The sequence below is a fragment of the Streptomyces sp. NPDC031418 genome (assembly GCF_055581605.1).
In genome coordinates, this window is record NZ_JBVIJC010000016.1 from 164,310 (window position 1) to 179,730 (window position 15,421).

The following is a 15,421-nucleotide window of genomic DNA, read 5'->3' on the forward strand; positions in this document are numbered from 1 at the left end:
GTCTCGCTGCCGAATCCGTTTTCTGGACGACTAACGCGGGTCTGTCAGGACTGGGTCTCGGGACGCAGGTGGTTGAGGACGGTGGTGGCGATGGTGGTGAGAGGTGCGGTCATGACCTCGGAGGCCGGGATCGCGCAACCGGTGTGGCGGCGGATGTGGCCGATGAGCTCGGTGGCGGTCAGCGAGTCGGCGCCGAGCTGGTCGATGCGGCGGTTGACGTCGACGCGTTCGGGCGTGGTGTGGAGGCCGGAGGCCAGCCAGGACGTGAGGGCCTCCAGCAGGATCGGGCGGGCTTCCTCGGCGGTGGCGGCGGCCCGCACACGCGGCAGCAGGCTGTCGTCGTCGCCGGTGTCCGGCGTGTGGACCAGCGTGGCCGTACGCGGTGCGGTCACCGTGGGCAGGAAGGCCATCAGCGCCTGCTCCCGGCCCCGGGATTCGGCGACGACCGCCGTCACCGCGGTGTCCGGGTGGAGAAGCAGCGTGTCGAAGCGGTCCAGCGCCTGCGCCGAGGTCATCGGCAGGATGCCGTAGTCGCTCATCACCCCGGTGATTCCGGTGCGGTTCACGTACCCGACGTCGGAGATGGCGCCCAGCTGGAGGACACAGGCGGGCAGCCCGTCGCGCCGGCGCTGGCGCGCGATGTTCTCCAGGGTGAGGCTGGCGGCGGCGTACGAGGCCTGCCGCCTGTTGCCCAGCAGCGCGGCGAACGACGAGTACATCGCGAAGAAGTCGACGTCGCGTTCGCGGGTGTGGGCGTCGAGGAGCAGCGCTCCGGTGAGCTTGGGGTTCAGGACGGTCAGGTAGCGCTCGACCGTCAGGTCGGTGACCTCGTCGTCGTCGAGGACCATGGCGGCGTGGACCACACCGCCGAGCCGGCGTCCGCTCGCGTCGAGATCCCGGAAGAGCCGGTCGACGGCGCTCGGGTCGGAGATGTCGACGGCGCGGGCGTCCACCTGGACTCCCTGGTCGGTCAGACTGCTGACCAGGGCGACGGCGTTCTCGTTGCGTGCGGTGCCACGCCGGCTGACCAGCGTGAGGTGACGCGCTCCCCGGCGGACCAGGTGCCGGGCGGTCTCGGCGCCGAAGCCGTCGAGGCCTCCGACGACCAGATAGGTCGCCGCGGGATCCAGCACCGGCGTCTCGGGGGCGCGGTCGAGAAGAACCCCGTCGTCGAGGACGATGACGGTCTTTCCGGCCAGGTGACCGGCCAGGACGCCGTCCATGGCCGCGTAGACCTTGTCGGCGGAGTAGACCATGTGCGGCAGCGGCCGGCACTCGCCGCTGTCGATCACCTTTTGCAGCTCGTCCAGGCAGCGGTCCACCGTGGGGGAGGGCTGCTCGAACCAGCCGACGACGTCGACGGCGTGAACGGTGGCGTCCCGGTCCAGGGACGGCATGCTCAGCGGCGCGGCCTGCGGCTCGACGTCGAAGAAGTGCCCCCCGGGCGCCAGCAGGTCCAGCGCACGCCCGCGCAGGTCCGCACTGAGAGCGCTGAGGTTGAGTACGACATCCACGCCGCCCTCGGCGATCTTCCGGACCTCCTCGGCGAAGCCGGCATCACCCGAGTCCACCACCTGGTCGACCCCCGGAAGATCCAGCAGGGCCCGCAGAGCCGGCGTGGGGGCGCCGACGATGACGCGGCTCCCGGCGCGCTGGGCGAAGTCGATCGCCGCCAGCCCGGTCCCGTCGGATCCGCCCAGGACGAGCACGGTGTCGCCGGGACCCACACCCGCCACGTGTCCCAGGACGTGGTGCGTGGTCAGCTGGGCGATGAGCAGCGACGCCGCCGCGGCGAAGGTGACCTGCTCGGGCAGCTTGACGACCCGGTCGGCCCGTAGGTTGATGTGCGAGGCCAGCCAGCCGCCCTGCGTGATACCGGCGACCCGGTCTCCCGGGCGGATGCCGGTGACGTCGTCTCCGACGGCGGTCACGATGCCCGCGCCTTCGCAGCCGAGGTGGACGTCGCCCGGACGCGCGCCATGCGGCGGGAGCAGACGCCCGGTGGCGAAGAGGGCGTCCCGGCCGTTGAGGGCCGCGGCCTGCACACGGACGGTGATCTCACCCGGCGCGGGGGCGGGGACGCTGCGGTCCTGCCAGACCAGCCGGTGCGGGGTGCCCGCCTCGCCGTGGACGGCGAGCGCGAACTGCTCGTCGGCGCCGTGGACGCGGGTCTGCCGGGTCTCCGGCAGCGCCTGCACCCGCACGGCGAAGCGCCCGTGAGGAGTGATCACGCACTCGTCTTCGGCATCCGGGTGGGTGATCTCGTACGCCACGTGGCCGGCCGCCTGCTGTGCCGACTCCGCGGTTCCGCCGACGACACGGATCCGGTGGACGGTCAGCAGCGCCTGCTCGTTGGCCAGGGTGCGGGTGGCACCCCAGAGAGCCGCGCCGGTGTGCGTCATCGGGGCGTCCAGGCTGTCGGCGGTCGCGGCAGCGACCAGCCACAGGGTGGGCTGGAGATCGCTGCCGGTCTGCGCACAGGCGGCCGCCAGGGCACTGAGCTGCGCGAGGGCGTGAGCAGCACGCGCGGTGGTCTGCTCGACGGTCGCCTGCTCGGCGTCGTCGGCGACCAGGACGATGTCGACCGGCCCCGCGGCCGGCAGCAGCGCCGCCCAGTCCGACTGCGGCTGGAGGTCCGAGAGCACCACCTCGCGTGCTCCCGTGGCCGTCAGGGCCGCGGCCACGAAGCCGCCCAGACGGTCGGCGGAGCTGTCCCCGCTCTCGGAGATCAGCAGGCACGGAGCTGTCGCGCCGTCCGCCTCCTCGTCCTGCGGCGAGCCGACGGCTGCGGCGCCCGTGGCGCGCACCGCCGCGATGACCGACGCGGGAACGCCCTCGTACTCCGGCTGGGCGCTGAGGAATCCGCTGGTGGAGAACCCTGCCTCGGCCAGCACCGTCTTCCACTGCTCGCGGGTCAGCGCCGCGCCGGCCGGCCGCAGCTCGGTGTCGGTGGAATCCCAGAAGGAGTCCAGGATGCCGAACAGCGTCGCGACATAGGAGTTGGTGTGCAGCTCGAGGGCGACGAGCTGACCGTTGTCGTCCAGGAGCGTGGCGGCGTGCCGCAGGCCCTGGGTGATGTCGGTCGTCGTGTGCAGGGCGTTGCTCGCCACGACGAGATCGAAGGAGCCCGGGACGAAGCCCTGCTCGGTGGGGTCGATGCTCAGGTCGAGAGCCTGGTACTCGACGAAGTTGAAGGCGGCGAACCGGGCCTCGGCCTTGGGGAAGAACGCCGCGGAGACGTCCGTGTACACGTAGTGCGTACGCTCGGGCGGCAGGTGGGGCAGGATGCGCGCGGTGAAGCCGCCGGTGCCGGCGCCGATCTCCAGGATCCGCAACGGCCGGTCGGCCGGCCACTCGGCCAGGGCGGCCTCGAGGTAGGCCACGGCGGCGTCGGACAGATACGTCAGACCCGGGTCGTGGTTGTACACCTGCGCGGCGATGGGACCGGACTCGCCGAACAGCACCTCCAGTCCCTCTTCCGCACCGGTGAGGACGCCGGCCAGGCTGCGCCCGACCCATGCGGCGGCCTGCCACATCACGATGAGCTCGGGGAACTCGTTCAGCCGCTGCTGCAAGAGCTCCTCGGGCGCGGGGGTACCGCTCTGCACCCAGCCGCCGTCGGCACGGGCGGTCAGCAGCCCGTGCCGGGCCCCGATCGCCAGCATCATCTCGACCAGCGGGGACAGGATCTCCCTGACGCCGGCGGTCTTCAGGTCGTCGAGGGTGAAGACCCGTCCACCGACCGGTCCGTCCAGCTCGATGGCGCCTCGCGCCACCGCGGACTCCAGGATGCTGCTCACCGCGGCCGCCATGTAGTGCGCGCTCAGCTGCCGGGACCGTTCCATGTGGCCGTCGTAGCCACGGTCCCGGAACGCGTCGTCGAGCCGGGTGATGACCGGGCCGCACTCGTCGATGACGCGGGCGGGCGCGGGGAGCGGAGACGGGGTGCCGGGCAGCGCGGTCATCCGCGGGCGTGCCTTGAGCTCCTCGGTGTACAGCTCGGGCGCGGGAGAACCGCTGTTCTCGATGCGCCGCGCGTACACGTCCTTCAGGTCGAGCAGGACCGTTCCGTCGGTGTCGCACACGGTGATGTCGGCCATGAGCCCGGTCTCGGTGACGGACGTCAGCCGCAGGTACGCCATGACGGTGGCGGGCAGGGGACCCCAGACGCGGACGCTCCCCATCGACACCGGCAGGTGCGGGACGTAACGCTCCGCGGAGCCGGTGACCACGTGGGCGGAGAGCGGCAGCATCGCCTGGAGGCAGCCGTCGAGGAGGACGACACGGGCCTGGTGCTCGGCGTCGGCGAAGTGATCCGTACGAAGCTGCGCCAGGCCTTCGCCGTCCTGGACGGACAGCCCTGCCAGCACCTGGAACGCCGGCCCGTAGTGGAGCGACACCGCGGTGCAGGCCCGGTAGTGGTCGGACGTGTCCACGGTTTCGGTGAGGCGGCCGGCGAGAGCGGCCACGTCCACCGGGGCGGGCCTGGCATCGGCCAGGCCGCGCCACCGCCCGTTCACGTGCTGGACGGCCTCGATGTCCGCGCCGGTGTGCCCGGCGACGACGAAGGTTCCGTCGGGACGGACGGTAGTGGTGGTGCGTACCGGAGCCGAGCCGGGATCGCTGGGCAGGGCCAGCGACCTGATCAGCGACACGTCGAGCAGTTCCACGGGGCCGCCGGACACCTCGCGGGCCGCCGACAGCGCCATGTCGAGAAAGCCCGTGCCCGGCATGAGGACGGCCTCGCCGACCTTGTGATCGGAGATCCAGGCCGCGTTCTGCTCCCGGCCCCACGTCGGGTCGGCCCCGAGCAGGCGCCGGCCCAGCAGCGGATTGGACGGAGCCGGCTGCGTCACCGGCGCCATCTCGTGGTCGGCCCACCACGAGGGGTCGCCCAACTGGTAGCGCCGGCGCTGCCACGCGTAGGCCGGGACGTCCACGACGCGGCCGCCCTGCGGGAAGAACCGGTCCCAGTCCAGCTGCGCACCGGCCGCGACCGTGTGCAGCACGGTGCCGGTCAGAGCCTGCGGGCCGGCGTTGATCCGGGTCAGCGTCGGCGCCACCTCGACCGAGGCTCCCGCGTCGACGGCGATGCGGCGCAGGTAGCCGCTGAGCGCCGGGTGCGGGCCGACCTCGACCAGCACGTCACAGCCGTGCTCCGCGCCGATGAGCGCCTCGACCGCCGCGGCGAACTGGACCGGTTCGCGCACGTTGCGCCACCAGTAGTCGCCGTCCATCTCATGGTCCGCGAGCGCGCGGCCGGTGACGGTGGAGACCATCGGGATCTCGCCCTCGCGGGCCTCGAGCTGTCCGAGGCCCTCCAGCAGCGGGCCGCGGACGGCGTCCATGGCCGGGCTGTGGAAGGGGTAGTCCAGGCGCAGGAACCGGAAGGACACGCTGTCGCGAACGCAGCGCTCCTCGATGGCCTCCAGCGTGTCGCTGTCCCCGGCCAGGGTGACGTCGTTGCCGGAGTTGACGGCCGCGACCACCACACGCTCGCTCGCGCCCATCTCGTCGAGCATCCGCTGGGCCTGCGCGGGCGACAGCGCCACGGCCGCCATCCGCCCGGTGCCGAAGGTGGGTGCCTGGGCGAGGCTCCGGTACGCGATCACGCGACAGGCCTGGGTGCGGTCCAGGATCCCGGCGCAGTAGGCGGCCGCGACCTCACCGACGCTGTGGCCCGCGACCGCGTGCGGGAGCACGCCCCGCTCGCGCAGCGACATGATCAGGCCGGCCTGGAGGGCGAACAGCATCGGCTGCGCCACCTCCGTCAGCGCCCACCGGCCGTTGTCCGGCGTCGCCATCTCCGCCTCGACCGACCAGCCCAGCAGCGGTTCCAGTTCGCGGCTGACGGCCTGGATCTCGGCGGTGAAGGCAGCGTCCTGCCCCAGCAGTTCCGCACCCATCCGCGGCCACTGGGTACCGTTGCCGCTGAAGATGAACCCGACGCGGCCCCGGGCCGTGCTGGTGGCCGAAGCCGCCTCGTCCGAGGCGCCCTTCTCCGCCATCTCGCGCAGTGCCTGGGCGGCCGCTGCGCCGCTGGAGGCCAGCACGGCGGTGGACAGCTCACGGCGCTCGCGCCGCAGCGCCGTGGTGAACCCGACGTCCACCAGGGCGGAATCGTCCAGGCCCTCCAGGTAGGAGGCCATCGTCAGCGCCGACTCCCGCAGCGCCGCCTCGGTCCGGCCGGTGACCACCACCGGCACGGCCGTGGCCGGCCGCTCGGTACCCGAAGCCCCGTCCCCGACGGTCTCCGGGAACTCCAGCACCACGTGCGCGTTCGCGCCGCCGATACCGAAGGAGTTGACACCGGCGATGCGCCGCGCGCCGGGCTCGCCGTCCAGCGGCTGCATCTCCGTGACCGGGTTCAGCCCCAGTGCGTCGAAGTCGATCGCGTGGTTCAGGGGCTGCGCGTGCAGGGTGGCGGGCACCTGCTGCTTGCGCAGGACCAGCATGGCCTTGAACAGACCCGCCATGCCGGCTGCCGCCTCGAGGTGCCCCAGGTTCGACTTCACCGAGCCGATCGGCAGCGGCTTGCCCTGGCGCCGCCGTCCCAGAACCCGCCCGAGAGCCTCGCACTCCGTCGGGTCGCCCGCCGCCGTTCCGGTTCCGTGCGCCTCCACGTACGACACCTGGTCGGCGTGCACACCGGCCTCGGCGTACGCGCGCTCCAGCATCGCCGCCTGGGCGTCCGCGCCGGGCATGGACATACCGAGGGTGCGCCCGTCGGAATTGACCACCGACGACCTGATCACCGCGTGCACCCGGTCACCATCGGCCAGAGCACGGCTCAGGGGCTTCAGGAGCACCACGCCGGCGCCCTCCGACCGGACGAAGCCGTCGCCGTTGTCGGAGAAGGAGTGACAACGCCCCGTCGGGGAGAGCATCGACGCCTGGCTGGACATGACGTGTCCGCCCGGGCCGAGGACCAGGTTCACACCGCCGGCCAACGCGGCCTCGCAACGGCCCGAACGGACCAGCTCGGCCGCCAGGTGCAGGGCCGTCAAGGACGACGAACACGCCGTGTCCACCGTGTGGGAGGGCCCGTGGAAGTCGAACAGGTACGACATCCGGTTCGCCGCGCTGAACGCGCCCGTACCGGTGGGGGCGAACGAGTTCAGCACGCCGGGACGTCGGGTCAGCAGACCCCAGTAGTCCTGCACGGTCAGCCCCATGACGACACCGACGTCCGCACCGGCCAGCAGCCGCGGATCGATGCCTCCGTCGTCGAAGGCCTCCACCGCGCACTCCAGCAGCAGCCGTTGCTGCGGATCGATCTGACCGGCTTCCTTCGGCGATATACCGAAATACTCCGGGTCGAACCCCCACACGTCGCCGACAATGCCGGCCGCGTCGGTGTACGACTTCCCCGGTCGCGGCCCGCCCTCTGCAACAAAATCATCGGTGTTGAACCGGTCACCGGGTACCGACGTCACAAGATCCTGGCCACCGGACAAGGCCTCCCACAACCCGTCCAGTGTGGTGATTCCCCCGGGGAGACGGAGTCCCACGCCGACCACCGCAACAGGCTCGCCCGACCCCGGTGCCGTCTCCGCACTACTCATGTCGCCTCGTTCTTTACTCACCATTACTGCGTCTGCCTTTCGCGTATTTTTTTCCGCACGCGTGACCGCTCGCGATTTTTTGTATGGGTGATCGCTCGCGTTTCCGAACAGGGGGATCCTGTAGTTGTTTACGCGGCTGCCGGTATCTCGGACACTCGTATTGGTCCCCGTGCTGAGGGGACCGGTAACCACCGAAGAGTAAAATGATCCGGATGTGGCGAAACCCGATTCACCGCACGCAGTCATACCCGCAGTGCGGCTACGTGAACTAGTTCGCTATGGAATACAGCGTTGCCGGAATGGGGTCGATATTCCCCGGAAGCCGTGGAGGCTTTTGCGCCCCAGGGCACGGGCGAGCCGGGCGATCGGCTTGCCGGTCTCCCTGGGCGACAGGATCTGCCTCGCTCCGGGCGGCAGAACCTGTCTGGCTGTGTCGAACGGATCCGTGCGTTCGCGCTATGCCGTGCGCTGTGATGCGGTCCTGGCACGCAGGCGCATCTTGAGATGACGCGGTCCCATGGAGGGGGTGACGGCCGGGGGCTTCTGGCCGGGAATGGTTTCCAGCCGCCAGCGGGAGGCGATGTCCGTCAGCGCCAGTACGGCCTCGATGATGGCGAACTGGTCGCCGATGCACTTGCGTGCGCCGCCGCCGAAGGGCAGGTAGGCCTTGTTGCGCGGTGCCGCGTGCAGCGCTTCGGCGTCCCAGCGGTCGGGGTTGAAGACGTCGGGGTCGGTGTAGTAGCGCGCCTGGCGGTGGACGGCGTAGGAGCTGTACGCGATGGTCGTCCCGGCCGGGATGTCGTAGCCGCCCAGGTGGGTGTCCGCCGTGACGATCCGGGTCCAGATCATCCCGGCCGGCGGGTACAGCCGCAGCGTCTCGGTGATGATCTGGTGCGCGACCTTCAGGTCGGGCACGTGCTCGTAGGACACCGGCTTGCCGTCCAGGACCCGGTCGGTCTCGTCCCACAGCCGCTGCTGGATATCCGGGTTGGTGGCGACGAGGTAGAGCGCCCAGGACAGGGCGATCGCCGTGGTCTCCGAGCCCGCCACCAGGAAGGTGAGGACCTCGTTGCGGAGTTCGGCGCTGCTCAGACGCTCGCTCTGGCCGTCGGCCGGGCACTCGGTGTCGCGGGACGTCAGGAGCGCCGAGAGCAGGTCCCCGTGGTCCTCGGAGCTGACCTGGGCCTTGTCGATGATGTCGGCGACGGTGCTGTGGAGTCCGGCCACAGCCCGCTGATAGCGCCGGTTGCCGGGGGTCGGGATCTGGTTCAGCGCCGCCGGCATGAAGGTCTGCCGGTACGTCGCGTGCAGCACCTCGATGGCGTCGCTGACCGTCTGACGCAGGTCCTCCGCCGACACCATCCCGCCGAGCATCGCCTGCAACATGTTGTGCATCGTCAGGCTGAGCATTTCCGACGGCATGTCCAGGACCTGACCGTCACGCCACGGGCTGGTCCGCAGGGTTGTCCCCTCGGTCATGGCCTGGGTGTAGCCGGGAAGCCGGTTGCGGTGGAACGCGGGCTGTACCAGTCGGCGCTCGCGCCGGTGCATGGAATGCGGGCAGGTCACCAGACCGTCGCCGAACACCTCCCGGGCCTTGTCGAACAGCAGACCGCCCTTGTCGTAGACGCGGTCGTTGAGAAGTACCTGCGAGATCAGCTCGGGGTCACAGACGAACACCGCCTTGAGCGGGCCGACGTTGATGCGCATCATGTCGCCGTCCGCGACCAGCGAACGCAGGAATCCCCTTGGATCACGGAGTGCCTTCACTGCGTGACCCACGACCGGGAGGCCGCCGGGCGCCACAGGAACGCTGTTACTGGGATCTGTGGTGGTCCTCTTGTCCGCAACCACGTTGCGCATGCGATTCCCCCAGGTGCGTCAAGTCACATTCAGGCCCATCCGAAAAGAGGGCCGATAATGAACGATCGAGTGTTTTATTGATGCGACGTAAATGAGCGCCTTTCGCGGCCGTCAGACTATCAGCCTGCTCGCGACGGGGCCGTGACGCAAACGTGATCGCAGCGTGATCTCGCAGGTCAGCGCGGTTTTTGTGGGGCGGGTCCGGCCGATCGTTCAGTCCACGGCTCACCCCGGGATCGCCTGGGCGGCACCACGAAAATGACTCTCCGGTCACAATTACAGACAAAGATCACATACGTATCCCTAAATATGATCCCGGCCACAAAGCAGAAATCGCCGTCGGGACTTGACGGCAATCGCCAAAATAATGATTTAATAACATCGTGCGTCCGAGGGCTGAGACGCTTCATGGCTTCATGTCGGTGAGAGCTGCTACTCGGGCAAGGAGGGGACGTGCAGTTCGCAATCCTTGGTCCAGTCGCGATGCGTTGTGCGAACGGCGATCCCTGGCCCATTACGAGACCGCGCCAGCGGAGCACCTTGGGAATTCTTTTACTTAACAGCGGGCGTCGCGTTAATAAGGGATATCTCGCGGAGGCGTTGTGGGGCACCGACCTGCCCAGCGATCCGGGTGGCGCGCTGCGCAGCAACCTCTACGGTCTGCGCAAGGCGGCTCCGATCAGGGAGCGCCTGCACACGGGCCCTGACGGCTATGGTCTCGCGCTGCGCGAAGGCGACGTGCTGGACCTGCACTGCTTCCAGGGCCTGGCCCAGCAGGCGCGGGCGGCCCAGCTGCTGGGCGACGTGGACGACGCCGCCCGGCTCTTCCAGCGCGCCCTGGACGCCTGGGCCGACCCGCCGCTGGCCGACATCCCGGCCACGCCGATCATGCAGCCGGTCATCTCGGAACTGCTCGAGCACCGCCACACGGTCCAGGAACAGCTGGTGGACGCGCGACTGGCCCTCGGCCAGCACCATGAACTGCTGCCGCTCCTGATGTCACTCACCACCGCGCAGCCACTGCGCGAGCGACGGTGGGAGCAGCTCATCCTCGCCCTGTACCGGTGCGGCAGGCGGGCGGAGGCGCTGGACACGTTCACCCGGGCGCGCCGGCTTCTCGCCGAGGACTACGGCATCGACCCCGGCGGCCCGTTGCAGCACCTCCAGCAACTCATCCTGGCGGGCGACCCGATGCAGTCCCTGTCGCTGCCCGTTCCGCCGCAGCGGGTCCAGGCCGAGACCGCGCGGGAGCCGCGCCCGCAGAGCCACGAGGTCCCCCGGCCCCCGGTCGACATTCCCCATCAACTCCCCGCCGAACCCCGGCACTTCATCGGGCGCAAAACCGAACTCGGAGTGCTCACCGACCTGGCGAACGAGATGTCGCCGGTCGGCTCCTCCCCGGTGGTTTCCGTGCTGTGCGGCGCCCCGGGAATCGGCAAGACGGCCCTCGCCCTGCATTTCGCCCATAAAGTCGCCGACCGATTCCCCGATGGGCAACTGTACATAGATCTGGGTGCTTTCAGCCCGGCGGCCGATTCGGTGAGTATTCAACAAGCGATCCGGTCCGTCCTCGCCCCGCTGATCCCGTTGCCGGAGCCGGACACGATGACCCCGGCGGCCTATGTCAACCTGTACCGGACCGTCCTCGCACAGCGGCAGATGCTCATCCTGATCGACAACGCGTATGACAGCGCGCAGGTGCAGCCCCTGATCCCGGCCGCCCCGCAGGGCATGGTGGTCATCACCAGCCGCCGCAAACTCACCGGCCTGGTGACCTCGCACGGCGCCCATCTGACCACCCTGGACGTGCCCTCCAGGGCCGAGGCGGAGACCCTGCTCACCAGCAGGCTGGCCGCCGACGGCCTCACCGTCGACAGCGCCTCCCTGTCGGACGTGACCGAGGCCTGCGCACGGCTGCCCCTGGCGCTGGTGATAGCGGCCACGCGAGCGGTCGCACGGCCCATGGTCCCGCTGCGTCACCTGGCCGAGGAACTGGAGAGCGAGCAGAATCGGCTCGACGTGCTGCGCGGCGGCCGCACTTCGGGGGACATCCGGGCGGCCTTCTCGTGGTCGTACGAGCGTCTGACGAGCGCCGAGGCGCGCATGTTCCGCGTGCTCGGCGCACACCGGGTACGCGACATCACCGCCGCCGACGCGGGCCGGCTGGCCCACGTGCCGGCCTTGGAGGCGTTGCAGTCGCTCACCGGGCTCGCCTGCGCGCACCTGGTCCGGGAGTACGCCCCCAAGCGGTACCACTTCGACGACCTGATGCGTATCTACGCCGCGGAGAAGGCGAGGGAGACAGAAGACTGACCGCTGGACAGCACGACACCGAAGCGACTGCTACGAGCGCGGTCGCCGCCCGGGTGGCGGCCGTCGGCAAAGGGACTTGGAGGAAGACCGTGAACAGCCACACGCTGGCCAGGCTCCGAGAGCGAGTGTGGCCGGGAGCCGTTCCGTCGGGGACCGACCCGGTCAGGGGAGAGGCGGACGGGGCGCCGCTGCCGTACCCGTCGGGATGGTTCTCCCTGGCGCTGTCCCGTGAGGTGCCGGCCGGCGCGGTGGTGAAACGCCGCTTCATGGGCCGCGATGTCGTCCTCTACCGCACCAGGGCCGGCGTCCTGCGGGTCGTGGATGCCCACTGCCCCCACCTGGGCGCCCACCTCGGCGTCGGGGGAGTGGTCGAGGGCGAGCATCTCGTGTGCCCGTTCCACCACTTCGCCTTCGACGTCGAGGGATCCTGCGTCAAGGTCCCGGGCGGAACCCCGCCCCGGATGACGCTGGGGCAGTACACCGTGCGCGAGCGGGGCAAGGTCATCTATGTGTGGCACGGCCATGATGCCGCGCCGCCCGCCTGGGAGCCCTCGGAGATATTCGACGACAGGTTCACGCCCGTCGCCTCCTGGAGCACGCTCCTGGCCTCGCATCCCCAGGAGGTCATGGAGAGCTTCGTCGACTACGAGCACCAGGGGGTCGTACACAACGTCTCCCTTCAAGAGGCGGCCCCGCCGGTGGAGGAAGGGCCGTTGCTGCGCATCTCCTTCCGGGCGGACATCGCGCTCTCCGTCGGCCTGGCGACCATCAAGGTGGAGCAGGGCCTGGCGCTGTCCGGCCTCGGCCTGGCGTCGGGCGAGGTGACGCTGGATCAGGTCGGACTGAGACTGGGCGTCCTGCTCACGGCGACCCCCGTCGGGCCATGGCAGACGTACCTGCGTGTGGTCATCGTGACGAAGGACGCCGCGCACGCGGATTCCTCCCGGCTCTGGAAGGCCGCCTCCCTGTCCTGGTCCACGGTCGCGGGACAAGCGCTCGTGCGGACCATCGCCCACCAGATGCGCCAGGACGCCAGGATCTGGAACGCCAAGCGGTACGAGCCGGACCCCGTGCTCGCCCCCGGGGAGAGCGCCATCGGCCACTACCGCCGCTGGGTGCGCCAGTTCTACCCCCCGGACACCGTGTGACAGCCGACGGACACCGAGGCGGGTCCGATGATGCGTTGACGGCGGCTCGCTCCGGGACCTACGGTCCGCGCATGATCCCCATACCCACATTAGCGGCCGTGCCGCGTCCGGCTCCCCGTCAGGTGACGATGCCCTCACGGCCCCGCGTGGGCTCGCCGTCGCTCCGCCCCGGCTTCGCCGCCAGCGGCGACCCCGAGGTCCGCGACTCGGTACGGATCAACTTCCACCACATCACGACGGGGGCCGGCCGATGAACACGACCCGGGAGCGCTCCGAGGCACGGCTGCTGGTCCCGTCCCTGGTGTTCATCGCCCTGGTCGTGTCGGCAGTCGCCAGCCTCGGCGCACCGCTCATCACCAGCGTGGCGACCTCGTTCCGCGTCTCGCTCGACAGCGCGCAGTGGACCCTGACCATCGCGCTGCTGAGCGGCGCGATCGCCACGCCCGTCCTCGGCCGGCTCGGAGCCGGCCCGCACCGACGTGCCACGATCCTCGCCACGCTGGCGGTCGTCGTCGTCGGCAGTGCGCTCACCGTGCTGCCCCTGCCGTTCGCGTGGCTGCTCGTCGGCAGGGCCGCACACGGCATCGGGCTCGGTCTGACGGCGCTGATGATGGGCGTGGCCCGCGACCATCTCCCCGAGGAGCGCAGCGCGGGCACCATCGCCCTGGTCTCGGTGGTGTCCATCATCGGGGTCGGCGTCGGCTACCCGCTCGCCGGGCTGCTCACCGAGTGGGGCGGGGTGCGCGCCGCCTACGGCCTCGGTCTGGTGGTCACGATCGTCGCCTTCCTGGCCGCCTGGCGCTCCATACCCGAAGCACCTGAAGGCCGTGCGGCCCATGTGAACACAACGGGCGCGCTCCTCCTGGCGGGTGGACTGTTCCTCGTCCTGTTCCTGGCCGGCGAGAAGAGCCTGTGGAGCCATCACCTCGCCGTGGCGGTGGTCCTCGCGCTCGTCGCCGTGCTCCTGCTCTGCGTCTGGACCGTCTCCGAACTGCGCGCCGAGACGCCCCTGGTCGATGTGCGGGCGCTCCGGCACCCGGTGGTGGCCGGAGCGAACGCCGCCATGTTCGTCGGCGCGATCGGCATGTACATCCTGTTCACGCTCATCTCCCGGTACGCGCAGACGCCACACAGCGCCGGATACGGCTTCGGGCTCGACACCTTCGTCGCCGGGCTGGTGCTCGTGCCGTTCTCCGTGCTCGGGTTCGTCGCCGGCAAGCTCACGCCTCGGATGCGCGAACGGATCGACGACCCCTGGCTCCTGGCCGGCGGCGCTGTCGTCATCGCCGCCGGGTTCGTCCTCTTCGCCACGGCCCGGTCGCACCTGGCCGAGCTGTTCCTGGCGATGAGTGTGCTGGGCCTCGGCGTCGGCAGCTTCTCGGCCGCCACGCCCGGCGTCATCCTGGCCGTCACCCCCAAGAGCGAGACGTCCAGCGCCATGAGCATCAACTACGTCATGCGCAGCGTCGGGTACTCACTCGGCAGCGCCATCGGTGGCCTGGTCCTCGCCGCCGGCACCGACAGCGGCCGTGTCTTCCCCCACGACAGCGCCTACACCACGGCAGCGTGGGTCGGCATCGCCGCGATGGCGATCACGGCGATGGCCAGCCTCGTCCTAACCCGCCAGCGCTCGCCCGAGGCCGAACCGGCCGTCGCCCCGGCCGACGCGCCGAGCCGCAGCCGGTAGGGCCCATGACCCGCTCGTGGTTACGGCGTGTAGACCTGTTCCAGGGAGTGGATGGCGCCGTCGTCGCCCGTCGCGTACTTGAAGACCAGTCCGGAGTTCGGGTGCGCCTTGATCCAGTCGACCAGTTCCTGCACACCGATGCGCCGGTTCTTGCTGCCGGCGACGATGGGGTTGGTGGCGGTGACGTAGGCGGCCTGGTCGAGGGCCCAGCGGCTGTCCTCGCCGGTGACGACGAACGGCGTGCCGTCGGAGTCCTTGCCGGGGCATCCCCACGCCCCGTGCTGGATGACGAGGTTGACCTTGCCGGTGCCGGCGGGCAGTTCCTCGACGCGGTAGACGGCGATCTCGTCGGGGTCGACATGGTCCGGGTCCGGTGCCGTGCTCGCGCAGCCGGTTGCCGGTGCCGTGGGCGTGGCGGAGCCGGGTGTCTTGGCGGCGGGCTTCGCCGCGGGCGTTGCGGTACCGCCCGCACCCGGCGTCGCGGTCGACGTGGGAGCCGCGCTCCCCGGGCCGCCGGTGCCTCCTGTGGCCCCGCCCTTGTCGCCGCCGGGCGTCCGGCTCGCCGTGGCGGAGGTGCCCGGTGAGTGCTCTGCTCCCGCGGTGGAACCGTTCCCCTGGCAACCGGTGAGCGCCGCGGCCAGTGCGGCGACGGTGAGCGCGAGGGCGGCGGGTCTGAGGCGCTGCGTGTTCATGTCGGGACGTCCCCCCTGGTCAGAGGCGGCCATGTCGGCCGCGCAACGGTCGGACAGTAACAACGCCGCAGCTCAGGCCGCATCACCGGAACGTCTCGTGTCACGGACTCCGGACAATGCCGTCACCGGGCACGGACCATGTGACGTGCACCG

At 70.4% G+C, this 15,421-nt stretch carries 7 protein-coding genes; 4 read left to right on the forward strand and 3 right to left on the reverse strand.

What is annotated here, in order from left to right; translation table 11 throughout:
* Positions 1-44: 44 nt before the first annotated feature.
* Positions 45-7,811: an SDR family NAD(P)-dependent oxidoreductase gene (locus ACZ5CZ_RS24430; protein ID WP_468945936.1), complete on the reverse strand. Its 7,767-nt coding sequence runs from the start codon at positions 7,809-7,811 to the stop codon at positions 45-47.
* A 210-nt stretch (positions 7,812-8,021) separates the two neighbouring features.
* The gene (locus tag ACZ5CZ_RS24435) at positions 8,022-9,428 is read right to left on the reverse strand and encodes a cytochrome P450 (protein WP_385845732.1); all 1,407 of its coding nucleotides are present in this window, start codon (positions 9,426-9,428) and stop codon (positions 8,022-8,024) included.
* Between the two features lie 600 nt (positions 9,429-10,028).
* On the opposite strand from ACZ5CZ_RS24435, the gene ACZ5CZ_RS24440 reads away from it, so the two are divergent.
* The 4 genes from ACZ5CZ_RS24440 to ACZ5CZ_RS24455 all read left to right on the forward strand — a co-directional run bounded on the left by ACZ5CZ_RS24440 (position 10,029) and on the right by ACZ5CZ_RS24455 (position 14,576).
* Entirely contained in the window at positions 10,029-11,741 is a 1,713-nt protein-coding gene (locus ACZ5CZ_RS24440; RefSeq protein WP_468945939.1) for an AfsR/SARP family transcriptional regulator, read from the forward strand.
* A gap of 89 nt (positions 11,742-11,830) precedes the next feature.
* Positions 11,831-12,889, forward strand: coding sequence for an aromatic ring-hydroxylating oxygenase subunit alpha (locus ACZ5CZ_RS24445; protein WP_468945941.1), 1,059 nt, complete (start codon positions 11,831-11,833; stop codon positions 12,887-12,889).
* Between the two features lie 71 nt (positions 12,890-12,960).
* Positions 12,961-13,143, forward strand: coding sequence for a hypothetical protein (locus tag ACZ5CZ_RS24450; protein WP_468945943.1), 183 nt, complete (start codon positions 12,961-12,963; stop codon positions 13,141-13,143).
* Complete coding sequence (locus ACZ5CZ_RS24455) at positions 13,140-14,576, forward strand: MFS transporter (RefSeq protein WP_468945946.1); 1,437 nt, start codon at positions 13,140-13,142, stop codon at positions 14,574-14,576. Before ACZ5CZ_RS24450 ends, ACZ5CZ_RS24455 begins: the two co-directional genes overlap by 4 nt.
* 20 nt (positions 14,577-14,596) lie before the next feature.
* Here the strand turns inward: ACZ5CZ_RS24455 and ACZ5CZ_RS24460 are convergent, their stop codons facing one another.
* Positions 14,597-15,268, reverse strand: a complete 672-nt coding sequence (locus tag ACZ5CZ_RS24460) for a hypothetical protein (RefSeq protein ID WP_468945948.1) — start codon at positions 15,266-15,268, stop codon at positions 14,597-14,599.
* Positions 15,269-15,421: the final 153 nt, after the last annotated feature.